Origin of the sequence: Streptomyces javensis (assembly GCF_039525925.1) — a bacterium.
Classification (GTDB): Bacteria; Actinomycetota; Actinomycetes; order Streptomycetales; family Streptomycetaceae; genus Streptomyces; species Streptomyces asiaticus.
On record NZ_BAAAIF010000035.1, the window covers coordinates 74,708 to 97,938 of the forward strand.

The following is a 23,231-nucleotide window of genomic DNA, read 5'->3' on the forward strand; positions in this document are numbered from 1 at the left end:
AGGGCACATGGGCACCTGGGAATACCTCCGACGTATAGAAATTCAGCTGGCCACGTATTCGCAGATGAGGTGGGCTCAGCTCCTCACATTGAGCCGCCGAGGGCCGGAGTGAGCCGATGTCTCGCCCTCGGCGGTCACGGTCACCCTCATAGCTCGGCGAGTTCCGCGCGCAGCCGTACCGTCTCCGCCGGGTCCCAGCCGTCGTGCGGCACCGACGACAGCAGCAGCCGGGTGTACGGGTCCTCCGGGGTGTCCAGCACCCGGGCCGTCGGGCCCGTCTCGACCGCGCGGCCGCGCCGCATCACCAGCGTGTCGTCCGTGATGTGGCGTACGACGGCCAGGTCATGGCTGACGAAGACCAGGGCCACCCCGGTCTCCCGGCGGATGTCGGCGAGCAGCCGGAGGATCTGCGCCTGGATGGACACGTCCAGCGCCGCCACCGCCTCGTCCAGCACCAGCACCTCGGGTTCCACGGCGAGCGCACGGGCGATGGCCAGCCGCTGGCGCTGCCCGCCCGACAGACCGCGCGGGCGGGCGTCGCCCTCCCGCCTGCCCAGGCCCACCTGGTCCAGCAGTTCCTCGATCCGGCCGACGGCGGCCTGCCCCTCGTACCGGCCGTGCAGCCGCAGGGCGGTGTGCAGGCACTGACGCGCGGTCAGGCGCGGGTCGAGCGATACGTACGGGTCCTGGAAGACGATCTGGATCTCGCGGGCGCGGCCCAGCCGTGCGGCCCGGCGCGCGCCGGGGCCGAGCAGCCGTCCGCCACCCCGCCGCCCCGGTGTGCGCTCCCGCCCGTTGACCGTGATGGTCCCGGCGTCCGGGCGCACCAGGTCCACCAGGATCCGGGCCACCGTGGTCTTGCCGGAGCCGGACTCCCCGACGATGCCCAGCGAGCCGCCCGCCGGGACGGAGAACGAGACGTCGTCCACGGCCGTGGTCCGGCCGCCGCCCGGGAGCGCGTAGGTCTTGCGCAGCCCCTGTACGACGAGTGCGGGCTCGGTCATGCGCTGCTCCTCGATACGAGTTCCAGTCGGCGGCAGGCCGCGGAGCCGCCGTCCTCCAGTCCACCGCCGCCGAACGGAACCGCCACCGGCGCCCAGGTCTCGCACTCCGCCTCGGCCCGTGCGCAGCGCGGGAGGAAGGGGCAGCCGGTGAGGGCGTCGGACAGGGAGGGCGGGCGGCCGGGGATGGGCCGCGGCTCGTGGTCGTCCGCCAGGCTGGGCGAGCATTCCAGCAGACCGCGGGTGTAGGGGTGTTGGGGGGCGGCGAACAGCCCCCGGGCGGGCTGCTGCTCCACCACCCGGCCCGCGTACATCACATACACGCGGTCGCAGTAGGCGGCCGCGAGCGGCAGATCGTGGGTGATGAAGAGCGTCCCGATGCCGCTGCCGGCCCGCCGCCGCTCCTCCTGGACGGACCGCAGCAGGGCCAGCACCTCCGCCTGGGTGGTGGCGTCCAGCGCGCTCGTCGCCTCGTCGGCGAGGAGCAGGTCGGGGTCGGTGGACAGGGCGGCGGCGATCACGACCCGCTGGAGCATGCCGCCGGACAGCTCGTGCGGACGCTGCCGCATCCGGCGCTCCGGTTCGGAAAGCCCCACCGAGGCCAGCAGCTCGGTCGCCTTCACCACCGCGTCGCGCCGGGACAGGCCCAGCACCCGGGTGAGCGGATCGGTGAGGAAGTCGCCGATCCGGCGGACCGGGTTCATCGCGGAGCGCGGATCCTGGAAGATCATGGAGACGGTGCGGGACCGGTGCCGGCGCAGCCGGGCCGGGTCCATGGCGAGCACGTCCTCGCCGTCCACCCGTACCGAGCCGGAGGCCCGCGCCCCCTCGGGGAGCAACCGCAGCACCGCCCGGGCCGTCGTGGACTTGCCCGAGCCGGACTCGCCCACCAGGCCGACCACTTCGCCCCGGCCGACCCTCAGCGACACCTCGGCGAGCATCGGCCGGGCGGCGGCACCGGCCGGCAGCTCGATGGTGAGATCCTCGATGTCCAGCAGCATCGCCGCCTACCTCCCCTTGCCCAGCCGGTCCGAGACCCAGACCCCGACGATGTTGAAGGCCACCACGACGGCGGCGATGGCCGTGCCCGGTACGAGGGCCGGCAGCAGCGCGCCCTGCACCACGGCGTCCTGCCCCTCCTGCACCATCAGCCCCCAGTCGATCGAGGGCGATCCGGCGCCGAAGCCCAGATAGCTGAGGGTGGCCAGGCTCATCAGCCCCTCGCCGAAGAGCACCACGAGATAGCCGACGATCGCCCCGGCCAGATTGGGCACCAGATGGCGCACGCAGATCCGGGTCCCGCTCATGCCCTGCACCCGATAAGCGTCGATATACGGCTTGGAGCGCTCGGCGAGGGCGAGGCTGCGGGTGTACCGCGCGATGGTGGGCGCGTACGCGAGCCCCAGCGCGATGATCGACGTGGTGAGGCCGTCGCCGAAGACCGCGATCACCAGGACCACGAACAGCAGGCCGGGGAAGGCGTACATCACATCGGTCACCCGGGAGAGCAGGGTGTCCACCCAGCCGCCGCGCCACGCCGCGACCGTGCCCATCGTGACGCCGAGCAGCGCGGCCAGCGCGAGCAGCACCAGGGGTGCCAGCAGGCTCGACCGGGTGCCGTACAGCACCCGGGAGAGCAGGTCCTGCCCCGAGGCGTCGGTGCCCAGCGGATGCTGGGAGGTGGTCCCCGCGAGCGAGGCGGACAGGTCGACCGCGTCGGGCGCGTGCGGGGCGATCAGGGGTGCGCACACCGCCGCCACCACGACCAGGACGAGGAAGCCGCCCGCGATCATCACCGGTATCGGGCGCCGGGCCCGTACCCGCACCGGGATCAGCGCCCCGGCCGTCACCGTCGTCATGCGGTCTTTCCTTCCGGCTTGCTTCCCCTCGGCTGCCCGCCGGGCGAGACCCGGGGGTCGATCAGCGGGTGGACCAGGTCGACCAGCGTCGTCACCACGACGTAGCCGATGACCATCAGCAGCAGCACCGCCTGGGTGACCGGGAAGTCATGCGTGGTGATCGCGGTCACCAGCAGTGAGCCGATCCCGCTGAGCCCGAAGGCGGTCTCGACCACCACCGTTCCGGCGAGCATGCCCGCCATGACGAGCCCGCACATGGTGACGATCGGGCCGAGCGCGTTGCGCAGTACGTGCTGGACGACGATCTGGCGCTCCGACTGTCCGGAGGCGCGGGCCGCCTCCACATGGTCGGAGGCGTACGCCTCGGCCATGGCCTGCCGGGTGACCCGGCTGATCACGGCGAGGGCGCTGAGGGCGAGGGCGAACGCGGGGAGCGTGAGGTGGTGCAGCCGCCCGGTGAGCCCCTCGCCCTGGCCCGTCACCGGGAACCAGCCGAGACGCACCCCGAACAGGGAGACCAGCGCGATGGCCGCCACGAAGGCGGGCACCGAGGCGGCGAGCGTGGTGCCGCCGACCACCGCCGAGTCCACCCAGCCGCGGCGCAGCGCCGCCAGCACTCCGGAGCCGACGCCCAGCACCACGAAGAACACCGTGGCGTAGGCGACGAGCTCCAGGGTGGTGGGCAGCCGCGCCCCGATCAGGTCGGCCACATGGTCGCGGTACTGGAACGACCGGCCCAGGTCGCCCTGGAGGCCGTCCCACAGCCACCGGCCGTACTGGACGACGAGCGGCTCGTCCAGGTGGTGCTCCGCGCGGACCGCCGCGAGCTTCTCCGGGGTGAGCTCCTGTCGGCTGCCGGAGAGGAGGACGGCGGGGTCCCCGGGGGCCGCGTAGACGGCGGCGAAGATGATGAACGAGGCGGCGAGCAGCGTGGCGAACAGGCCGGCGATCCGCCGCGGCAGTGCGCGGATCATGGTGTCAGCCCTTCTTCGTGCCGAGGTCGGCGGCCCACGGGTAGTACATCGACACCATGGACGCCGGCGCGCCGGTGTACTTGTCGCCGAGCACCATCACCGACGGCACCTGCACCAGCGGGATCCACACCGCGTCGTCCGCGAACTTGGTCTGCGCGTCGATGACGAGCTTCGCGCGCTCGCGGTCGTCGATGGTCTGCTGGGCCTTGCCGACGAGGGCGTCGTAGCCCTTGTCCGAGTAGCCGAGCCAGTTGTTGGCGTTGCCGGATATGCCGTTGTCGTAGAAGCCCGCCGGGTCGGCCTTGGAGATGTACCAGTCGACCGGGATCAGGTCGAAGCCGTTCCGGGACCCCGGGTCGGAGAAGAACTCGTCGTAACGGCTCGACGCGATGGTCTTGACGGTGACCTTCAGCCCGATCTTCTGGGCCGCGCCGCGCACCGCGTTGGTGATGACCGTCTGGCTCTCGCTGCCGTCGCTGGAGACGACGATCGGCTTCGAGGGCGCCCCGGCCCGCTCGACCAGCTTCTTCGCCCGGTCGATGTCGTCCGCCGAGGGCGAGACGGTGTAGGCGGTGGAGTGCTCGAGGTCCTTCTGCGCCTTCTGGAACGCGGCCTTCTCATAGCCCCAGGCCCCGGGGCCCACCGGCGTCGCCCACGGCTCGGCGAGGCCGTTGAAGCCGGACTTGGCGATGCCCTCGCGGTCCATGGCCAGGGACAGCGCCTTGCGCAGCCGGGCGTCCCCCAGCGCACCGCCCTTGGTGGGGCTGAGCGACCAGGCGGTGGTGGACTGTCCGTAGTAGGCGTGCACGCCCTTCTTCTTGGACAGCACGGCGGCGGGGCCGGTGGCGGTCAGATAGGCGCCGTCCGCGGCGCCCGTGGAGATGGAGTTGACCAGGGCGCTGCCGGACGCCCAGCGGAAGACGACCTCCTTGGTCAGCGGGCGGAGGCCCTTGTCCCAGTAGTCCGCGGCGCGCTCGATGGTGAGGGAGGAGCCGGAGTTCCAGCTCTTCAGCCGGTACGGTCCGGTGCAGGCGTCGGGGTGGCCGGGGGTGCCGAAGTCGTCGCCCTGCTTCTCCACCGCCTTGCGCTCCATGATGATCCCGGCGTCACCGGCGAGGGCCTTGGTGAACAGGGCGCTCGGCTTCTCGAAGGTGACGGTGACCTCGTTCGCGCCGGTCTTGGCGATCGTGTCGACGTCCTCGTACTCGTCCGACTCGTTCGCCTCCGGCCGGGCGTGCCGCTTGAGGCTCCACACCACGTCGTCGGCGGTCATCCGGGCGCCGTCGTGGAAGGTGACGTCGTCGCGGAGGGTGAGGACGAGCTTCTTGTCGCCGACGTACTCGGCCTTCTCGGCCAGCCGCGGCGCGGTGGTCATATCGGGCCTGAGCAGGAGCAGCCGCTCGCACACGTTGGCCATCACGGTGCGGGTGCTGCTGCCGCCCTGGGCGTCCATGTCCAGGGTGGCGGGCTCCTGCTCCACGAGCCAGTTCACCGTGGTGGCCGCGCCGGATGCCTTGGGGGTGGTGTCGGTGAGCTTGAGCTTCGCGGGGTCGACGGACGCGCCGCCGGACCCGGAGGTCGCCCCGGAGCACCCTGCGGTGAACAGCAGGGCACTCGCGAGGCCGACTGCGGTGGTACAGAGCTTGGTTCTCATGGCAGGCTCTCTGGTCGTTCGTGCGGACGTGAGCGTCGGTTCGTGCGGACGTGAGCGTCAGTTGGGGGCGTGCGGACCGTCGTAGAGGTTCCAGGGCAGGTGCTGGTACTCGTGGTCGCAGGGGGTTCCGGGGGTCACGTGGTAGTCACCGGTGGTCAGGTCCACGCAGGAGGACAGCAGCGTCGTCCACCACTTGACCTCGGGCTGCCGGGGGTCGGGGTGGGTGCACAGGCCCTCGGGGTGGCCGAGGTGGTCGGACATGGCCTGGCGGATCAGCTTGCGGGACTCGTCCGGCGCACCGGCCTCGCGCACCAGGCTCAGCCCGGCCTCGGCCCGGGGCACCCGGATCAGGGAGTCGGAGGACTCGGGGCGGTAGCGGGCCGCGAGCTGGACGGGGACGGTGGTCTGGTAGTGGTTGCCGTGGACGAGCAGCCCCCGCGTCGGATACATCCAGCCGTGCGCCCCCGGAGTGGTCTCCAGGTCGAGCGCGAAGCCCTCGCGGCAGGTCAGCAGGGCGTTGCTGGCGATGTGGCCGCGGGTGCGGCACAGGACGTCGACCGCGTCGCTGATCGACTGGCTGTCCAGGACCCGGCGGCGGATCACGGTCTGGGGCAGCCCCACGGCGTCGTCGAACCGGCCGCCGAGGCCGTTGGCGTTGAGGGCGATGCCCGCGGAGTTGGCGCCCTGGCGGCCGATCTGCCCGGCCTCCACCTGCATGATCACGGTGGGGTGCGGGGGCTGGACGATCCGGAGCATCAGGACGGTGTCCGCGACGCCCGCCCGCCAGTCCCAGTTCTGGCCGCAGTAGACGTGGCCGTCCCCGCTCGCCTCACCCAGTACGGCGAAGGACGTACAGCCGTCGGTCACCTCCCGGTCGCCCGTGACGTCCGCGGCGGCGTCCGCCCGGGCCCGCATCCGGGCGAAGGTCTGGTCGTAGATGATCTCGCCGCGGGCGTTGAGCGCGAGCACGTCCAGGAGTCCGACACCCGCTCCCGCGGCGATCCCGTCCATCTCCTCGACGAGCTCGGGGGCGTAGGCGCGCACCGGCTCCAGCCAGCGCTCGGCGCGCGCGGTGACCTGGTCCCAGGTGAGCCCCGAGGATTCGCCGAACGCCTCCTCGTAGTAGGCGAGCGCCTTGCCGATTCGATCGCGCGCCGCCTCGCCGTACTGGCGGCCGCGCTCGGCCGGCGGGCCCGAGATCTCGACGGTGGGGATGGTGGCGGCTGACATGGCACTCCTGTGTCCTGAGGCCCGGAGCCCACGAGGGGCTGTAATGTTTGTTTCAGAAATCAGCGTTCCTGGAACGATGAGCCCAGATAGTAATGTCCACCACAGGGAAGTCAATAGCTGTAATGAGCGAACCGAAGAGCGTTACCGGGACGACACGGCTGGCCGCCGCGGTCCGGGACATGTGGGGTGAGCTGTCCGCTTCCGAGCGAGTGGTGGCCCAGTATCTGGTGAGCACCCCGCCGGAGAATCTTCTCTTCGCGAGCGCACAGGAGCTGGGCGCGGCCAGTGGCACGAGCAACGCCACCGTCGTCCGCGCCCTCCAGCGCCTCGGCTACGCCGGGCTGCCCGCGCTCAAGAGGGAGCTGGCCGCCGGCTTCACCTCCGAGACCGCCCCCGAGGAGCGGCTCAAGCAGCGCATCGCCCGCGTCGGCCACGATCTGGACGAGATCAAGGACCGGGTCTTCGACGAGGCCGCCGAGCGCCTCGACCAGTGCCGCCGGCTACTGGAGACGGATGTGCTGAAGCAAGCGGTGCAAACGCTGGCGGACGCGCGTGAGGTGGTCGCCTACGGCGTCGGCGCATCGGAGCTCGCCGCCCGGCATCTGGTGCTGAAGCTGCGCCGGGCCGGTCGCCGGGCGCGGTTCGTCGGCGCCACGGGCTTCACCATGGCCGACGAACTGCTGAGCCTCGGCCGGGGGGACGCGGTGGTGATCCTCCATCCCGGCCGACGGCTGCGGGAGTTCACCGTGCTCACGGATCGGGCGCGGGCGGTCGGCGCGGGCGTGGTGCTGGTCACCGACGTCCCCACGGGGCCGTTGGCCACCCATGCCGATGTGGTGATCAGCGCCCCCCACACGCCCACCGGCATCACCGCGGAATCCCTGGCGGGGATCGTCGTCATGGACACCCTCGTGCTGGCGCTCGCCTCCCTGGACGAGGCCCGGGCGGTCGAGGCGTCTCACCAACTCACCGTGTTGCGGGGGCAGTTGCTCGACCGGCCGGAGCCGCGGTCGCGCAAGAGCTGAGCGGGGGTGCGACCGCGACGGCGCATGGGGCTGCTCACCGGGAGGGTGGACCCGCCGGGGAGCCCGCCGGGGAGCCCGCCGGGGAGCCCGCCGGGGCGCTCGCCGGGGAGAGCAGGGTGCCGAGCGGGCCGAGGTCGAGGTTGAGGTCCGCCATCCGCAGGCCGTGACGGTCGCACATCTCCTCCATGCGCCGCTGGAGGATCATCAGCGTCATGCCGACGCGCTCCTCCTGCTCCTCCGTCAGATCGCCCTTGTCGACGCGGTGGAGCGCCTGGCGCTCCATCAGCTGGCGCAGCAGCTCGACCACGGTCAGCACCAGCTTGGCCAGATCGCGCTCGACGGTGTCCGGGTCGGTGCGCAGCCGTTGGGCGGCGGCACCGGAGGGGGCTGACATGCGCGGGTCTCCTCTCGTCAGGGCAGCAGGGGGGCGGGGTGTTCGGCATCGACCGGAGCGATGACCGCGCGCAGGTCGATCCGTACGAGATCGACGTCGGCGATGGACAGGACGAGGTCCCCGGCGAGCACGACCCCGCCCTGGAGCAGCCGGTCCAGCAGGTCGATCAGGGCGACCTCGCGGCCCGCGAGCGCCCGTGCGTCCTCCTCGTCCAACGCGCCACTCATACGGGCCTCACCCGGTGCGCCACTCATACGGATCTCGCCCGGTGCGCCGCTCATACGGGCCTCGCCCGGTGCGCCGCTCATACGGGCCTCACCCGGTGCGCCACTCATACGGATCTCGCCCGGTGCGCCACTCATACGCGCCTCGCCCGGTGCGCCACTCATACGCGCCTCGCCCGGTGCATCGCTCACACCGGCCTCGCCCGGTGCGCCACTCATACGCGCCTCACCCGGTGCGCCACTCATACGGGCCTCGCCCAGTGCGCCACTCACACCGGCCTCGCCCAGCACCCGCTCATACCGGCTCCGGCCGGGCGACCGGCTCGGGCTCGGGTGGAAGGGCGAAGGAGTACGGCGCCCAGGGCCCGGTCACCTCGACGCGCACCCCGGGCCGCCCCTCGGCGGCGGCCAGGACGCGGGCGCGGAACTCCTCGGCGCGGTCGGCGGCCACCAGATACGCGTCGTTGGCGATGTTCTCGCCACCGGGCTTCCCGCCACCGGCCGTCTCGCCTCCGGCCACCTGGGCGAGTTCGCCGCGCTGCGGCCGATGGGCGACCCTGCCCACCGCCAGGCCCCCGGCCTCCTCGGCGATGCGCGCGGCCGTACGCGCCGCTGTCTGCCAGACTTCCTCGGCGCCGCGTCGGCGCCGACGGCGGGCGGCGAGATAGGCCCGTCCCGGGCTGAGGGACTCCTCCCTGCCCGTGGCCACCCCGCCCATGGCGTCACCGCCCATGGCGTCGGCGGCCACCGCCGCGTCCCCCGCCAGGGAGTCCGTGGGGTCGGTGTAGACCTTGACGCCCCATTCGACATGTCCGGCGAGCCGTTCCAGCAGCGGCAGGAACTGGTCGCGGCGCTCCTGGAGGACCCGCCGCACCCGGTCCTCGTCCCGGTAGACGGTGGCCAGCCGCAGCGGCAGTACGGCGCCCAGCGGGGCCAGCCCCGCCACCACCCCGTGGTGGCCGCGGGCCAGCGCCTCCAGCCGGGGCAGCTCCTCCAGGCCCGCCCGCAGCGCGCGCTCCTCGAACTCCTCGGCCGGGACCGGGCCCACGGCCGCGGCCAGGTCCCCCGTCTCCACGAGCCCCACCTGCTCGTCCGCCACCCCGCGCAGCGTGGCCACCGCCCGCGCGGCCTCCGGGGTGGGGCGCAGCACCGCGTAGGCGTACACCATGTGCTGTCGCCGTGCGCTCTCGGTCAACCGTCCACGCTCCTGTCCTCGGCCCGTGCCCGCAGCGCCGCGATCTCGGCGCGCAGCCGGGCGTTCTCCTCGGTGAGGGACCGCTCCACGTCGTCGTCCTGTACGGCCCGGGTGCGGGCGCGGGAGGACAGCGACGGATCGTGCTCCCACCAGTCGATGCCCATCTCCTTCGCCTTGTCGACGGAGGCGACGAGCAGCCGGAGCTTGATGGTGAGCAGCTCGATGTCCAGCAGGTTGATGCGGATGTCACCCGCGATCACCACGCCCTTGTCCAGCACCCGCTCCAGGATGTCGGCGAGCGACGGGGCGGCCTCGGCGCCCTGGCCGTACGGGGTGGCGGGCAGGCGTGGCGGGCCCAGCCTGCCCGCCATCGGTTCTGTCGTCGTCACGGGGCTCGTCTCCGCTCGTCCGGCCGTTCCCTGCGTTCCAGCTGTGCCAGCCGGTCGAGCAACTCGTCCTCGCGGCGGTCGTAGGTGTCCTCGTCGATCCGCCCGGCCAGCAGGTCCTGTTCCAGTTCGGCGAGGGCGCGCCGGACCGGCGCCGGGTCGTAGTACTCGCGCTCGGCGACCGCGGCGATCTGCTCGGCGGCCCAGACGGTGGCGCGCACCGGCGCCAGCGGAAAGGTGAGCAGCCCGGTCAGCAGTCCCATGGCGCTCCCGTCCTCAGGCCACGAAGCTGTACGGCGGCAGGGGGCCGCGCAGCCGGAAGTCGTAGCCCTCTCCGTAGCCCTGCGCGAGCTGTCGCGCGGCCCGGGAGAACTCCTCGGCGCGCCCCCGCTCCACCAGGAACGAGGCGTTGAGGAAGTCCTCCCCGGCCGGGGACGCCACCACGTTGCCGCGGGCCATCTCGGACAGCCGCCCGACGACCTGCTCGGCCAACAGCCGCTGTCGCGCGTTCAGTTGATGTGCCACCAGCTCGCCGAGGGCCACCCGGTCCGCGTAGGTGCCGCCGCCGTCGCGGGTGCGTTCGTTGAGGCGCCGGGCGTCGTCGGACTCGGTGAGCACCTCCCGCAGCAGATCGTCCTGCGAGCGGGCCGCCTTCAGGTTGAACTCGGCGGTGGCGTGCAACTCCTCGAGCCTGCGGACGTATTCGGCGCGCTTGCCGTCCAGCGCCGCCGTCACCGCGGCGTCGTCGGGCGCGAGCATGCCGAACCGCATCGGAAGCACCGCGCCGTCCGCCATCAGCCGCTCCTGGACCTCCTGGTGGGCGGCGAGATCACGGCGCTTGGGGCGCAGGTCCGGCGGCGCCGCGCTCACCACGCAGGCCAACGGCCCGCCGGTGACCGCGCGCAGGGCGCCGGACACGCCGCCCACGGCCCGGAGCCCCGCCAGTCGCAGTGGATGATCGGACCCGGTGATCGCGTAGATGTAGAGGGACGGGGACGGGGACGTGTTCGACATGATCACCTGTCCTCGTCGTCGCGGTCGCGATCGCGGTCGAAGACATCGCCGATGGCCCCGAGGGCGCCGCTGATCGCCCCCTCGGTCTTGCCCCGGGCGCCGCCCTCGACGATGTTGCCGACGATGTCGCTCAGCTTGTCCGGGGCCTTGCGGCCAGATTCCAGGTCGAGGCGGTTGCACGCCTCGGCGAAGCGCAGATATGTGTCCACGCTGGCGATCACGATCCGGATGTCTATCTTCAAGATCTCGATGCCGACGAGGGAGACCCGGATGAACACGTCGATGACGAGGCCACGGTCCAGGATGAGTTCGAGGATGTCGAAGAGGCTTCCGGTCCCCGAACCGGTCGATGCGGTGGCAGGCAGCCCGCCGGTCTGCGTCATCACGGTCACGTGTGCTTCCTCTCGGTCGCGCTCGGTCGCCTGTCCGCGTCTGATACGGGCGCGGTGGCGGGGGCGTTCACCGATGTGGGCGCGGGCAACAGATGGCGCGCGGACGTGGAACGGCCCCGCGCCGGCGATAGCCATGGCGCGGGGCCGTGGGAGGAAACCCGGCAAAAAAACGGCCGTGCCTGGTCCGGCTCCGGTGTCTAACGTCCGCGGTCGAGCTGACCGCGGGCGTAGCGGTGTTGCCGCTCATAGCCGAGGAGCTGCCCCTGTGAGTCGAGGGTCACACGGTAGGTGGCCATGATGGTCATGGTCTCGGGCACCCGCTCCAGCTCCACGACCTCCACATCGGCCACCCAGCCGTCCGGCGTGGGCTGCATCGCGGAAACCGCCTCCGGCGCGGTGCCCAACAACTCCCCCAACTGCCGGGCGGCGCCCCGCATGGCCTGCGCCACGGGTACGCGGCGCGGCTGCTCGGTGGTCTCGGAGGTGTCCGTGGATGGTGTGTCCGGGTCAATGCTCGTCATGGTCCTACGGTGCCAAGTCCTGTGGGTGCGTGGTGCGCGGATCCCCAAAGCGGCGCCCTCGCCGGACGGGCTGAATTCATAGTCAATCGATGCTCATGCGTTCGTCGAAGCCCGTCCGGGGGTTGACGGTCCGCCCGGCCGCCCACCAGTTCTCGCTGTTCGTCTCGACCACGCACAGGAGGATGTCCTCCTCGGGGACGTCCGCGTACAGCCGGAGGTTCCCGCGGATGGCCGCGAACAGCTCCTCCTTCTGCTGGGGGTCGCGGTTGTTGAAGAAGAGCTGGATGAACATCGTGTGGTCGCCGCGGCGGATGCCGAAGAACACCGGCTGCGTCTGGACGTTCTCGGGCTTGAGCTCGTGGATGAGGTGGAACTGGTCGTCCTGCGGCACCTTCAGGACGTCCACCATCGACCGGTGGATGCCCAGCGAGACATTCCGGCGGTACTCCGGAGTGGTGCCCTCGCGCAGATAGATGTTGACCAGAGGCATGGTGTGTCGTTCCGTTCTGCTGTGGTGTGCGCACCACGCCAGGAAACCCGATGACATTCCGCCAACGAATGTCTGGCATGGCCGGTATGCTGTGCACGCATGGAAGACACGCGCATGGACGTGCGCTCATGGACATGACCCTGGTCGGATTGCGGGTGCTGCGCGAGGTGGCGGAGCGGGGCACGATCACCGCCGCGGCGGAGACGCTCGGATACACCCAGTCCGCCGTCTCCCGGCAGGTGGCCGCGCTGGAACAGGCCGCCGGTGCCCGGCTCTTCGACCGCCACCCCGGCGGTGTGCGGCTGACCACCGAGGGGCGCGCCCTGCTGCGGCACGCCGTGGTCGCGCTGGACGCGCTCGACGCGGCCGACCGGGAGTTGCGCGGGGGTGACGCGGCGGACGGCCCGGTCCGGCTCGGCTTCTTCCCCACCGCCGGAGCGGTGATCGTGGCCCGCGCCCTGGCGACCCTGCGGCGGGAGCACCCCCGGATCCGGGTGAGCACACGCGAGGGCACCACCCCGTCGCTGGTACGGGCGCTGCGGACCGGCACGCTCGACATCGCCCTGGTGTCCTCCAGACCACCCCACCGCTCCCCCGACACCGACGCCCCGCCGCTGCGTGCGGAGCCGCTGTTCGAGACCCGGCTGACCGTGGCGGTGGCGGCGGGCGGCCGGTTCGCCGGACGCGACAGCGTCACGGCCGAGGAGCTCGCGGGCGAGCCGTGGATCGCCAGCCCGGCCGCCGCGGAGGAGCCACTGCTCGGCGTCTGGCCAGGGCTGCCGGGGCGGCCCCGGGTGCGCCACACCGTCCGCGACTGGCTGACGAAGCTTCACCTGGTGGCGGCCGGGGCGGGCATCACCACGGCCCCACCGGCGCTGCTTCCCGCCGTCCCGCCCGGTGTGCGTCTGGTCGCCGTCGAGGGCGTGGCGGAGGAGTGGCGACGCGTCAGCCTCGTGCACGCGCCGAACCCCGCCACGGCGTCGGCGAACGCGGTGGCGCACGTTCTGCGGCAGGAGGCCGCCGAACTGGCCGACGACCCCGGCTGACGGCGCACGGCTTACGGCAGCCCAGGCTTACCGCGGCCCAGGCTTACGGCGGCTCAACCTTACGACGGCCTTTACCGCGCGAGCTCCATGCGCAGGACCTTCGAGCGGCGCGCACCGCCGTCCGGAGGGGCGGTGGTCCCGCCGTCGGTGATGAGGTAGGCCACGCGTCCGTACTCACCCGGGCCGCGGCCCCAGGCGATGCTCGACGGCCCCAGGAGCCGCAGGTCCAGGGGGTCGCCGAGGACGATGTCCCGGGGCTGGTCCGGCGGCCCGTCCAGCCGCACGCGGTCGAGGGTGTTCTGACGGTGTGTCGTGACGTAGGCGACGCCCGCGTCCTCGTCGAGGCAGAAGTCGTCGGCCATCGTGCCACCGCCGACTTGCTCCGGCGCCCCGGCCGGATCGAGGGTGTCGGGGTCGACCGGCACCCGCATGAACAACCGCTGCGCCGTGGAGGTGTAGTACAGGTGATGGGTCCGCTCCGCGTAGCGCACCCCGTTGACGCCCGGCTGCGGCGGCCTCATGGTGCTGCGCGGGTCGTGCTCCATGCTCGGGTGGGCGAGCCAGACGTCGGAGGTCGCCGGGCCACCGGTGGCGGAGAGATCGACCCGCCAGACGAAGCCGCCGAAGCAGTCGGCCAGCAGCAGGACGCCCGGGGCGATCCGGCAGCCCCCGTTCAGGGCCCGCACCCGGGAGTCGAAGGTGAGGACCGTCTCGATCGCGGGGGCGGCGCCGGGTGCCCGGCCACGCAGATCGACCCGGCTCAGATACGACGCGTGTGTGGTGTACCCGTCGCTGAGGGCCACGTGGAACACATCCGGCTCGGTCTCCACGACCGCCGAGACGAGGTGGTCGTAGGTGTGCAGGAGGATCGGCTCGACCGGGGTGTCCGCCGTACCGGAGGCCGGGATCAGCCACAGCTGCTTGTGGTTGAGCGACGTCACGACGATCGAGTTGTCGCTTCGCACCGCGAGGTTCTCCAGGAAGGAGTGCTCGGGGAACTCGGCGACGGTGCGCAGGGTTGCGGATTCCATGGTCCTACCTTTCTCCGTGGGTTGATCCTTCCTCCGGTTCTCACTGGTCCAGGCCGACCGCGTTCGACGGCACGTCGAAGGCGGCGAGGGTCAGCGACACACCGGTGAACCAGCCCATCAGCACGGTGACGTCGACGATGCCCGGGTCGCCGATCGTCTCCTTGGCCCGGCGGTACAGCCCGACGGGAATGACACGCCGCCCCACCAGCGATGACGCGAGCCCGCGACGCGCAACGCCTGGGCGACGAGTTCCCCGGCACGGTCCGCCCGCGTGACCCGTGCCTGCCATTTCGTCACCGACTGGAACATGGGCGGCTGGTCGAGCTCCTGGTACTCGTATTTGTACTCGACCCGCGTCGAGACGGTGCTGGTGAGCGCCACGAGCGGGCTGTGGGCCCACCGGGCGTCCGCGAGCGCGGCGGCGACGTTCGCCGCTCCCGGCCCCCACTGCCCGTATACGACGGCGGGCCTGCCGGTGACCCGGGCGTAGGCGTCGGCCATCACCACGGACGCGGCCCCGCTGCGGGCCAGGCACATCTCGATGCCGTGATCGCGCAGGGCGCGCCAGAGCCACAGATCGCCGCCGGTGATCAGGAAGACCCGGTCGACGCCGCTGTCCTTCAGCGCGCGAGCGACGTCATGCGCGACCCGGGGCACGACTCCACTGGCTGTCGCCACAAGCGTTCTCCTGTCTAAAAAAATGAATGACCGTTCTCTTATTTGCCACACTGCCTCGCTCACCATTCGCTGTCAAGGAGAAGGCGAACGATCGATCGCTTTTGATGTAGTCTGGCGCCATGCCCAAGGTGAGCCAGGAGTACCTCGACGCCCGCAGAGCGGAGATCCTGACCGCGGCGCGGCGCTGCTTCGTCCGGGACGGCTTCCATGAGACGTCGATGCAGGATCTGCTCGCCGAGGCCGGGGTGTCCTCGGGGGCGCTCTACCGGTATTTCTCCAGCAAGCAGGACATGATCATCGCGATCGCCGAGGAGAACCTGGCCGAGGTGGTGCGACAGGCCCGCCGCCAGGCCGAGCGCAGGCCCGCCGCCGGGGTCGGCGAGGCGATCGCCGATCTCTTCGAGGTCATCAGGGCGAAGCACACGGAGAGCGGCTTCGCCGCCATCGCGCTGCTGACCTGGTCCGAATCCCTGCGCAACCCGACGCTCGCCGACCGGCTCAAGACCGCGCTCACCGAGGCGACGGCCGACCTCGCCGCCATCGTGCGGGAGCATCAGGAGGTCCGCCAGCTGCCCGCGGACGCCGCGGCGGACTCACTCGCCCAACTGATCACCTCCACGGTGCCCGGCTACATCCTCCAGCTCGCCACGCTCGGCCCGGACGCGGTCGACGGCCTGCCCGACGCCGCCAGGGCGCTCTGGCCGGCACCCGAGGCGCAATAAACTGGACCAGCCAGTCCAGTCGATGGCGCGCGCCATGCGCAAGGAGCTGACGGCGAAGGGGCAGGCCACCCGCAACCCGTGCGGAGCCCTGGCGGTTCGCGGCGCCCCCGGCGGCGGCCACCGCGATCTTCAGCCGGTGCCGAACGTGCCGGGCCGGACCTCGGCGGCGTCCGGCAGATGCCATGAGTAGGGCGCGATCAGTTCGCTGATGGCCGGTTCGGGGCCCCAGGAGCCGGGGGCGTAGGGCTGGACCGGGGGTGGGTTCTCCAGGAGGAGGGTCGACGCGGCCCAGATGTGTTCGATGCCGCCTGCCCGGGTGAACAGCGACTGATCGCCCAGCATGGCGTCCAGGATCAGGCGTTCATAGCCCTCGAGCCCGTTCTCCTCGCAGAACGACCCGGCGTAGCCGAAGGCCATCGTGGCCGGTTCGAGCCGCATCGCGGGGCCGGGCTCCTTGGCGAGGAAGTGGGCCGCGATCCACCCGGGGTCCCCGAAGTCGATCACGATCTCGTTGCCCCGGTTCTTCTCCTGACCGGGGAGGTCGGTGGGGAACATCCGCAGGGGCGGCTCGCGCAGTCCGAGGGTGATCACCTGGCGGCCCTGTGCGAGGCCCTTGCCGGAGCGCAGATGGAACGGGACCCCGGCCCACCGCCAGTTGTCCACCTCCAGCCGCAGCGCGGCGAACGTCTCGGTCGTCGAATCGGGGGCCACGCCCGGCTCGTCTCGGTAGCCCTCGTACTGGCCGCGCACGACATCCCCGGGCTCGATGGGGCGCAGTGCCTCGAAGACCTTGTCCTTCTCGTCGCGCAACGGCTCGGCGGCGAGCGAGACCGGTGGTTCCATCGCCACGATGCCGAGCACCTGGATCAGATGGGTGACGATCATGTCCCGGAAGGCTCCGGTGCCCTCGTAGAAGTGGGCACGGCCCTCGAGGCCGAGCGTCTCGGGAACGTCGATCTGCACATATCTGATGTGGTCCCGGTTCCAGTTGGGCTCGAACATGCCGTTGGCGAAGCGGAGGGCGAGGATGTTGTCCACCGACTCCTTGCCGAGGAAGTGGTCGATGCGGAAGACCCGGGACTCGTCGAAGACGGCGTTGATCGTCTCGTTGAGCGCCCGCGCCGACGCCAGGTCGGTGCCGAAGGGTTTCTCTACGATCACCTTCGCGTTCTCGGCCAGGCCCGTGTCGCCGAGCATGCCGATGGTGGACGCGAACGCCGAGGGCGGAATGGCCAGGTGGAACAGTCTGCGGGCCGACCCGCCGAGGGAGTCCTCCGCCGCCCGTACGGCCGCGAGCAGCGCGTCGGGGTCCTGGGGGTCGGCCGCGCCGAAGGACAGCGACTCCTCGAAGGACTTCCACACCGGCCCGGTCGGCTTGGACCGTCCGAAGGCGGCGACCGCGTCATGGGCATGGGTGCGGAACGCGTCGTCGCTCATCGCGGAGCGGGTCGGGGCCGAGCCCACGACGCGGTAGCCGTCGGGGAGGAGGCCCGCGGCGGCGAGATGGAACAGCCCGGGCAGGAGCTTGCGCTTGGCGAGGTCGCCGGTGGCGCCGAAGAGCACGATCACATGGTCGTCCGGCGCCGTCATCGCCCGCTCCTCTTCTCGGCGTGTCCGCCGAACTCGCTGCGCATGGCGGACAGCACCCGGTCGGCGAACTCGCCCAGGCCCCGGGACTGGAAGCGGTCGGTGAGCGCCGTGCTGATCACGGCGGCGGGTACGCCTTCGTCGATCGCGGCCCGTACCGTCCAGCGCCCTTCGCCGGAGTCCGAGACACGTCCGGTGAACTCGTCCAGCTTCGGCGACCGGGCGAGCGCGTCGGCGGTGAGGTCGACGAGCCAGGAGCCCACGACCGAGCCGCGGCGCCACACCTCGGCCACCTCGCCGACGTCGATCTCGTACTGGTACGCCTCCGGCTCGCGCAGCGGGGTGGTCTCCGCGTCGGCGGCGCGCTTGCGCAGCCCGGCGTCCGCGTGGTCGATGATGCTGAGCCCCTCGGCGATCGCGGCCATCATGCCGTACTCGACCCCGTTGTGGACCATCTTCACGAAGTGGCCGGCTCCGCTGGGGCCGCAGTGGAGATAGCCCTCCGGAGCCGTTCCGTCGGTGTGTCTGCTCGGTGTGGGCTCGGCGGAGCCGCTACCGGGCGCGATGGTGCGGAAGATGGGGTCGAGCCGGGCGACGGGCCCGTCCTCACCGCCGATCATCAGGCAGTAGCCGCGCTCAAGTCCCCAGACTCCGCCGGAGGTTCCGCAGTCCAGGTAGTGGATGCGGTGCGGGGCGAGCTGTGCCGCGCGGGTGATGTCGTCGCGGTAGTAGGAGTTGCCACCGTCGATGACGGCGTCGTCCGGGTCGAGGAGCTCGGTGAGCTGGTCGAGGGTGGGCTGTACGACGGCGGCGGGCAGCATGAGCCAGACGGCCCGTGGCGGCTCCAGCTTCGCCACCAGGTCGCCGAGCGAGCGGGCGGCGACGGCGCCCTCGCCCGCCATTTCCTGTACGGCGCTTTCGTTGACGTCGTAGACCACACAACGGTGGCCGTCGCGCATCAGCCGGCGCACGAGGTTCGCGCCCATCCGGCCGAGCCCGACCATGCCGAGCTGCATGGGGGTGTCGGTAGCCATGTGCTCTCCTGTCGCGTCATCGCGCTCAGCCCGGGGCCACCAGGTCGCGCGCCACCCGCGCGACGCGCTCGGGGGTGAATCCGAACTTCGTGAGCAGCTGTTTGAGGGGTGCGGAGGCGCCGAAGGTGTGCATGCCGACGACGGCCCCGTCCGCGCCGACATAGCGGTCCCAGCCGAGCGTGGAGCCCTCCTCCACCGCGACCCTGCGCGTGACCGCGGGCGGCAGCACCTGGTCGCGGTACTCGCGCGGCTGACGGTCGAACAGCTCCCAGCACGGCATGCTCACCACCCGGGACGCGATGCCCTCGGCGGTGAGCTCCTCGTGCGCGGCCAGGGCCAGCGCCACCTCGGAACCGGTGGCGAGCAGGATCACCTCGGGCTCGCCCCGGTCCGCGTCCGCCAGGACGTAGGCGCCCCACGCGACACCGGTGGCCGCGCCGAGCCGAGTGCGGTCGAGGGTGGGCAGGGGCTGGCGGGAGAGGACCAGCGCGGCCGGCGCCCGGCGGAGACCGGCGACCACCCGCCAGGTCTCGGCGACCTCGTTCGCGTCGGCGGGGCGGAACACCAGCAGCCCGGGCGTGGCGCGCAGCCCCGCGAGCTGCTCGACGGGCTGGTGGGTGGGTCCGTCCTCGCCGACCCCGATGGAGTCGTGGGTGAAGATGTGCACGGTGGGGATCTCCATCAGCGCGGAGAGGCGAATGGCCGCCTTGGCGTAGTCGGAGAAGATCAGGAACCCGGACCAGAACGGACGGAGCTTCGTCAGCGCCATCCCATTGGCCACCGCGGCGGCCGCGTGCTCCCGTACGCCGAAGTGCAGATTGCGCCCGGCGCGGTCATACGGCTGGAAGTCGCCCGCGCCGCCGAAGGTGAGGCGGGTCTTGGTGGACGGCGCCAGGTCGGCGGATCCGCCGAGCACCCAGGGCACCGCCTTGGCCACCGCGTTCAGCACCTGGCCCGAGGAGTCGCGGCCCGCCAGGCCCCTCGGATCGGCCGGGAAGGTGGGCAGCGCGGTCTCCCAGCCGTCCGGCAGCTCACGGCGCTGGATCCGCTCCAGCTCGTCGGCGAGCTCGGGGTACGCGCCGCGGTAGGCGTCGAACGTCTTCTCCCAGTGGCTGCGCAACTGGCCGCCGCGCGCCCCGATGCCCCGCGCGAACCAGTCGGGCACACCGTCGGGGATGTGGAAGTCGGCGTCGGGTGGCAGGCCGAGGGCGCGCTTGGTGGCCCTGACCCCCTCCGGTCCGAACGGCGCCCCGTGTGCTTTCGGCGAGTCCTCGACCGGCGAGCCGTACCCGATGTGGCTGTGGACGAGGATCAGGGTCGGACGCGTGGCCTCGGCCCGGAAGGAGTGGAAGGCGCGGCCGATCCGGCCGAGGTCGCCTGCGTCGGCCACGGTGGTCACGTTCCAGCCGTAGGCCAGGAAACGCGCGGCCACGTCCTCGGTGAAGGTGATGTCGGTATGGCCCTCGATGGTGACCCGGTTGGAGTCGTAGATCCAGCACAGGTTGGACAGCCGCAGATGTCCGGCGAGCGAGGCCGCCTCGGAGGAGACGCCCTCCATCATGCAGCCGTCCCCGGCGAGCGCGTACACATCGAAGTCGAAGAGCGTGAAGTCGTCGCGGTTGTACCTGGCCGCCAGCCACTGACCGGCGATCGCCATGCCGACGGAGGTGGCGACGCCCTGGCCGAGCGGGCCGGTGGTCGTCTCGACGCCGCTCGTCCAGCGGTACTCGGGGTGGCCGGGGCAGCGCGAGTCGAGCTGCCGGAAGGACTTCAGATCGTCGAGGGTCACCGCCGGACGCCCCAGCACCTCGTACTCGGGGTCGACCGTGCGCACACCGGTCAGATGCAGCAGCGACCAGAGCAGGGCGGAGGCATGGCCCTCGGAGAGCACGAAGCGGTCGCGGTTCGGCCAGATGGGATCGGCGGGGTCGAAGCGCAGAAACCGCTGCCACAGTGTGTACGCGACGGGCGCCATCCCCATGGGCGTCCCGGGGTGCCCCGAATTCGCCTTCTGGACCGCGTCCATGCACAGTCCGCGGATCGTGTTCACCGACAGCGTGTCCAGGTCGGTCATGGCGACGCCGCCCTCCGTGCGCTCGATGGTTGTCTGTGGAGCCTCGCTAGGTGTCGGACCGGACGATCGTCGCGAGGACGTCGTTGAAGGCCTCGGTGGAGGTGGGGTGGGTGTAGACGGCGTTGCGGAGCTCGGCCGCCCGGATGCCGTGGCGCATGGCGAGCGCGACGGTGTTGACGATTTCCTGCGCGTCCACGCTGAGCAGGGCGGCGCCCAGGATCTCGTCGGTCTCTGCGTCGAGCACGAACTTCATCACCCCGCGGGTGTCCTCGACGATGTACGCGCGCGGCATGGCGACGATCTCGGCCACCGGCTGACTGGCGATCCGCACCCGGTGTCCGGCCGCCCGGGCCTGCCTCTCGGTGAGCCCGACGGTGGCCAGCGGCGGGGTGATGAAGACGGTGTGCGGGATGGCGACCCGGTCGTCGGTGGAGCGCTTGCCCTCGCCGAGCAGCTGGTCGAGGACGATACGGCTGTCGTCGAGCGAGATATAGGTGAACTGCGGCCCGCCGTTGACGTCTCCGAGGGCGAAGATGTGCGGTCGGCTGGTGCGCAGATGCTCATCGACCTCGACCGCGCCGCGCTCGTTGGTGCGCACACCGGCGGCATCCAGCGCCAGATCGCGGGTGGCCGGGGCGCGGCCGGTGGCGGCGAGGACGGCGTCGGCCTCCAGGGTGTGCCGCCGGCCGTCCGTCTCGTAGACGACGGTCGCGGAGGTCTCGCCGTCACGGATCTCCGTGACGGCGGCCCCCGTGACGATCCCGATTCCCTCCTCCACCAGGATGCTCTCGGCGACGGCGGCAACGTCGTCGTCCACCAGGCCGAACACCTTCGGGGCCGCCTCGAGCACGGTGACCTCGGAGCCGAACTGCCCGTAGATGGAGGCGAATTCAAGGCCGAGGTAGCCGCCGCCGATGATCACCAGCCGTTCCGGGAGAATGGTGGAGTCGATCAGTTCGGTGCTGGTGACGGTGTACTGGCTGGTGCGCAGGCCGGGGATGTCGAGGACGATCGGCTCCGATCCGGTGTTGATGAGGATCGTCTCCGCGGTGATCGTCAGGGGGCCGTCGGCGGTCTCGACGCGCACGGTGTGCGGATCGGTGAACGCGGCGGTCCCGGTGATCACCGAGACGGTGTCCATGCCGTTCAGCCCGTCGTAGTTGTCACCGCGGAACTGCTTCGTCAGCGCCTGCACCTCGCCCACGGAGCGCTCGTACCACTCCTGGGGCACATCCTCCGGCCGGCGCTTGCGGGAGTGGTGGACCAGTGCCTTGGTCGGCACACAGCCGACGTTCGGGCAGGTGCCGCCGTACATCCGCGCCGACCGCTCGACCAGCACCACGCGCTTGCCGAGCCCGCCCATCGTGGCGGCCACCGTCTTGCCGCCCTTGCCGAAACCGATCACGAGCAGGTCGGCTCGCAGACCGCGGTGGGTGGTGCCCATGGTCGCTCCCCTTCTCGGCCCTCCGGGGGTGCTGCCTCCGTCATTTCAACGGCACCACCAACACCGCGGCCCCGCAACTGGCCGCCCCCGGTACCACCGCGCACCCTGGAAGCAGGCCGAAGCGGAGGAGAACGTGTGATGGCCGGACCGATAGCGGCGCTCTTCGACATCGACGAAACCCTGATCCACACCGGTGGCTCCGGGGCCCGGAGTTGGGCCTGGGCCTTCGACCGGTTGCACGGCGTGGCCGCCGACATCGGAGAACACACCTCGGCCGGGGAGACCGATCCGCAGGTCGGCCGGGAGACGTTCCGGGCCGTGCTCGGCCGCGAGCCCAGTCACGATGAGATGGCCCGCCTGTACGCGGCGTATCTGTGGCATCTCTCGGAGGACATCCGGACCTCGGAGGGGTACCGCGTCATGGACGGCGTCGAAGACACCCTGCGGCGGATCACGGACGCGGGGATCATCCTCGGGCTCATCTCCGGCGCGATGGAGGGCGCGGCCCGGATCAAGATGGAACCGGGCAGGCTGGGCCGCTATTTCGTGTTCGGCGCCTACGGCTCGGACTCCCCGGACCGGGCGGAGATCACCCGCCTGGCGATGGCGAAGGCCGCCCGGCTGCACGGGCACGATCTGGGCCGCCACGATGTCTACGTGGTCGGGGACACCCCTCGCGACATCGAGGCCGCGCGCGCGGCGAACGCGACCGCGGTGGGGGTCGCGAGTGGCCACTACTCCGCGGAGGAGCTGCGCGCCGCCGAGGCCGACCATGTGCTTGCGTCGCTGACCGAGCCGTTCCCGCACACGTGAGAACGGCCGGGGGCCGAGTCAGCCCTGTGCGGCGGTGTCCCGCTCCCGGTCGTAGGCGGCCCGCGCCTCCAGCACCTCGTCCATGTGACGCATCGACCAGTTCTTCAGCGCCACCAACGGCTCGCGCAGCGTGGCGCCCAACTCGGTGATCTCGTACTCGACCCGGGGCGGGACCTCCGGATGAACGGTACGCCGGACCAGCCCGTCCCGCTCCAGCGCGCGCAGCGTCTGCGTGAGCATCTTCTCGCTCACCCCGTCCAGCTTCCGGCGCAGCGCCGTGTAGCGCCTGGTACCGGATTCGGCCAGTTCACCGAGGACGAGCACGGTCCACTTGTCGCCGATGCGGTCCAGGACCTCACGGGACGGACAGCCGTCGGCGTACGGGTCCCAGTCGGTGCGCGGTGCTCTCGCCATGACCGTGTTCTCCTCCGCCTCGTCCGCCT

Annotated in this window: 26 protein-coding genes and 1 pseudogene; 4 read left to right on the top strand and 23 right to left on the bottom strand. The window is 71.6% G+C overall.

From position 1 onward, the window contains the following. Positions 1 to 146: 146 nt before the first annotated feature. Genes ABD329_RS27515 through ABD329_RS27540 form a run of 6 tightly spaced genes read right to left on the bottom strand, consistent with a single transcriptional unit; the run spans position 147 to position 6,718 of the window. Complete coding sequence (locus tag ABD329_RS27515; protein ID WP_198277045.1) at positions 147 to 1,004, bottom strand: ABC transporter ATP-binding protein; 858 nt, start codon at positions 1,002 to 1,004, stop codon at positions 147 to 149. Next, positions 1,001 to 2,002, bottom strand: coding sequence for an ABC transporter ATP-binding protein (locus ABD329_RS27520; protein WP_344317061.1), 1,002 nt, complete (start codon positions 2,000 to 2,002; stop codon positions 1,001 to 1,003). The genes ABD329_RS27515 and ABD329_RS27520 overlap by 4 nt, the downstream gene beginning before the upstream one ends. A gap of 6 nt (positions 2,003 to 2,008) precedes the next feature. Then, complete coding sequence (locus ABD329_RS27525) at positions 2,009 to 2,860, bottom strand: ABC transporter permease (RefSeq protein ID WP_198278359.1); 852 nt, start codon at positions 2,858 to 2,860, stop codon at positions 2,009 to 2,011. Beyond that, entirely contained in the window at positions 2,857 to 3,834 is a 978-nt protein-coding gene (locus ABD329_RS27530; protein ID WP_198278360.1) for an ABC transporter permease, read from the bottom strand. The genes ABD329_RS27525 and ABD329_RS27530 overlap by 4 nt, the downstream gene beginning before the upstream one ends. Before the next feature lie 4 nt (positions 3,835 to 3,838). Further along, positions 3,839 to 5,488, bottom strand: coding sequence for an ABC transporter substrate-binding protein (locus ABD329_RS27535; protein WP_198278361.1), 1,650 nt, complete (start codon positions 5,486 to 5,488; stop codon positions 3,839 to 3,841). Between the two features lie 57 nt (positions 5,489 to 5,545). Beyond that, positions 5,546 to 6,718 carry a C45 family autoproteolytic acyltransferase/hydrolase gene (locus ABD329_RS27540; RefSeq protein ID WP_198278362.1) on the bottom strand — a complete coding sequence of 391 codons (1,173 nt, stop codon included), beginning with the start codon at positions 6,716 to 6,718 and terminating at the stop codon, positions 5,546 to 5,548. A 122-nt stretch (positions 6,719 to 6,840) separates the two neighbouring features. Between ABD329_RS27540 and ABD329_RS27545 the strand changes: the two genes are divergently transcribed. After that, positions 6,841 to 7,743, top strand: a complete 903-nt coding sequence (locus tag ABD329_RS27545) for a MurR/RpiR family transcriptional regulator (protein WP_198278363.1) — start codon at positions 6,841 to 6,843, stop codon at positions 7,741 to 7,743. Positions 7,744 to 7,777: 34 nt separating this feature from the next. Here the strand turns inward: ABD329_RS27545 and ABD329_RS27550 are convergent, their stop codons facing one another. The 9 genes from ABD329_RS27550 to ABD329_RS27590 form a co-directional block, all read right to left on the bottom strand. Beyond that, a complete protein-coding gene (locus ABD329_RS27550) occupies positions 7,778 to 8,137 on the bottom strand; it encodes a gas vesicle protein K (RefSeq protein ID WP_198278364.1) in 360 nt (119 codons plus the stop codon). A 17-nt stretch (positions 8,138 to 8,154) separates the two neighbouring features. Beyond that, positions 8,155 to 8,364 (bottom strand): gas vesicle protein, encoded by a 210-nt coding sequence (locus ABD329_RS27555; RefSeq protein WP_037955600.1) that lies wholly within the window; start codon positions 8,362 to 8,364, stop codon positions 8,155 to 8,157. 292 nt (positions 8,365 to 8,656) lie between these two features. Further along, positions 8,657 to 9,556: a GvpL/GvpF family gas vesicle protein gene (locus tag ABD329_RS27560; RefSeq protein WP_246618619.1), complete on the bottom strand. Its 900-nt coding sequence runs from the start codon at positions 9,554 to 9,556 to the stop codon at positions 8,657 to 8,659. Beyond that, positions 9,553 to 9,927: a gas vesicle protein gene (locus ABD329_RS27565; protein WP_198278373.1), complete on the bottom strand. Its 375-nt coding sequence runs from the start codon at positions 9,925 to 9,927 to the stop codon at positions 9,553 to 9,555. The genes ABD329_RS27560 and ABD329_RS27565 overlap by 4 nt, the downstream gene beginning before the upstream one ends. A 14-nt stretch (positions 9,928 to 9,941) precedes the next feature. Further along, on the bottom strand, positions 9,942 to 10,205 hold the full coding sequence (locus tag ABD329_RS27570) for a gas vesicle protein GvpG (RefSeq protein WP_198278365.1): 264 nt from the start codon (positions 10,203 to 10,205) through the stop codon (positions 9,942 to 9,944). A gap of 13 nt (positions 10,206 to 10,218) precedes the next feature. Further along, positions 10,219 to 10,956 carry a GvpL/GvpF family gas vesicle protein gene (locus ABD329_RS27575; protein ID WP_198278366.1) on the bottom strand — a complete coding sequence of 246 codons (738 nt, stop codon included), beginning with the start codon at positions 10,954 to 10,956 and terminating at the stop codon, positions 10,219 to 10,221. 2 nt (positions 10,957 to 10,958) lie between these two features. Further along, complete coding sequence (gene gvpJ / locus ABD329_RS27580) at positions 10,959 to 11,339, bottom strand: gas vesicle protein GvpJ (RefSeq protein ID WP_164432880.1); 381 nt, start codon at positions 11,337 to 11,339, stop codon at positions 10,959 to 10,961. Positions 11,340 to 11,545: 206 nt separating this feature from the next. Continuing rightward, entirely contained in the window at positions 11,546 to 11,869 is a 324-nt protein-coding gene (locus tag ABD329_RS27585) for a gas vesicle protein GvpO (protein ID WP_198278367.1), read from the bottom strand. 82 nt (positions 11,870 to 11,951) lie between these two features. Continuing rightward, positions 11,952 to 12,359 carry a tautomerase family protein gene (locus ABD329_RS27590; RefSeq protein ID WP_198278368.1) on the bottom strand — a complete coding sequence of 136 codons (408 nt, stop codon included), beginning with the start codon at positions 12,357 to 12,359 and terminating at the stop codon, positions 11,952 to 11,954. A 128-nt stretch (positions 12,360 to 12,487) separates the two neighbouring features. Here ABD329_RS27590 and ABD329_RS27595 point away from each other — a divergent pair, with 128 nt between their 5' ends. After that, complete coding sequence (locus tag ABD329_RS27595; RefSeq protein WP_198278369.1) at positions 12,488 to 13,405, top strand: LysR family transcriptional regulator; 918 nt, start codon at positions 12,488 to 12,490, stop codon at positions 13,403 to 13,405. 71 nt (positions 13,406 to 13,476) lie between these two features. On the opposite strand, the gene ABD329_RS27600 is transcribed toward ABD329_RS27595, so the two are convergent. The 3 genes and pseudogenes from ABD329_RS27600 to ABD329_RS48300 form a co-directional block, all read right to left on the bottom strand. Further along, positions 13,477 to 14,436, bottom strand: coding sequence for a hypothetical protein (locus tag ABD329_RS27600; RefSeq protein WP_198278370.1), 960 nt, complete (start codon positions 14,434 to 14,436; stop codon positions 13,477 to 13,479). Positions 14,437 to 14,476: 40 nt separating this feature from the next. Continuing rightward, on the bottom strand, positions 14,477 to 14,641 hold the full coding sequence (locus ABD329_RS27605; RefSeq protein ID WP_344317062.1) for a hypothetical protein: 165 nt from the start codon (positions 14,639 to 14,641) through the stop codon (positions 14,477 to 14,479). Positions 14,642 to 14,808: 167 nt separating this feature from the next. Then, positions 14,809 to 15,180 (bottom strand): annotated as a pseudogene (locus tag ABD329_RS48300) (thiamine pyrophosphate-binding protein); the annotation flags it as partial. A 53-nt stretch (positions 15,181 to 15,233) separates the two neighbouring features. Here ABD329_RS48300 and ABD329_RS27615 point away from each other — a divergent pair. Next, a complete protein-coding gene (locus ABD329_RS27615) occupies positions 15,234 to 15,836 on the top strand; it encodes a TetR/AcrR family transcriptional regulator (protein WP_198278372.1) in 603 nt (200 codons plus the stop codon). Between the two features lie 129 nt (positions 15,837 to 15,965). On the opposite strand, the gene zwf is transcribed toward ABD329_RS27615, so the two are convergent. Genes zwf through ABD329_RS27635 form a run of 4 tightly spaced genes read right to left on the bottom strand, consistent with a single transcriptional unit; the run spans position 15,966 to position 21,975 of the window. After that, the gene (zwf, locus tag ABD329_RS27620; RefSeq protein WP_344317066.1) at positions 15,966 to 17,426 is read right to left on the bottom strand and encodes a glucose-6-phosphate dehydrogenase; all 1,461 of its coding nucleotides are present in this window, start codon (positions 17,424 to 17,426) and stop codon (positions 15,966 to 15,968) included. Then, a complete protein-coding gene (gene gnd / locus ABD329_RS27625; RefSeq protein WP_246618667.1) occupies positions 17,423 to 18,457 on the bottom strand; it encodes a phosphogluconate dehydrogenase (NAD(+)-dependent, decarboxylating) in 1,035 nt (344 codons plus the stop codon). Before gnd ends, zwf begins: the two co-directional genes overlap by 4 nt. Before the next feature lie 25 nt (positions 18,458 to 18,482). After that, entirely contained in the window at positions 18,483 to 20,531 is a 2,049-nt protein-coding gene (tkt, locus tag ABD329_RS27630) for a transketolase (protein ID WP_198278709.1), read from the bottom strand. A 46-nt stretch (positions 20,532 to 20,577) separates the two neighbouring features. Then, positions 20,578 to 21,975: an FAD-dependent oxidoreductase gene (locus ABD329_RS27635; protein ID WP_198278708.1), complete on the bottom strand. Its 1,398-nt coding sequence runs from the start codon at positions 21,973 to 21,975 to the stop codon at positions 20,578 to 20,580. A gap of 138 nt (positions 21,976 to 22,113) precedes the next feature. Here ABD329_RS27635 and ABD329_RS27640 point away from each other — a divergent pair, with 138 nt between their 5' ends. Next, the gene (locus tag ABD329_RS27640; protein WP_198278707.1) at positions 22,114 to 22,788 is read left to right on the top strand and encodes an HAD family hydrolase; all 675 of its coding nucleotides are present in this window, start codon (positions 22,114 to 22,116) and stop codon (positions 22,786 to 22,788) included. Between the two features lie 18 nt (positions 22,789 to 22,806). Here the strand turns inward: ABD329_RS27640 and ABD329_RS27645 are convergent, their stop codons facing one another. Further along, positions 22,807 to 23,202 (bottom strand): winged helix-turn-helix transcriptional regulator, encoded by a 396-nt coding sequence (locus ABD329_RS27645; RefSeq protein WP_198278706.1) that lies wholly within the window; start codon positions 23,200 to 23,202, stop codon positions 22,807 to 22,809. Positions 23,203 to 23,231 lie beyond the last annotated feature (29 nt).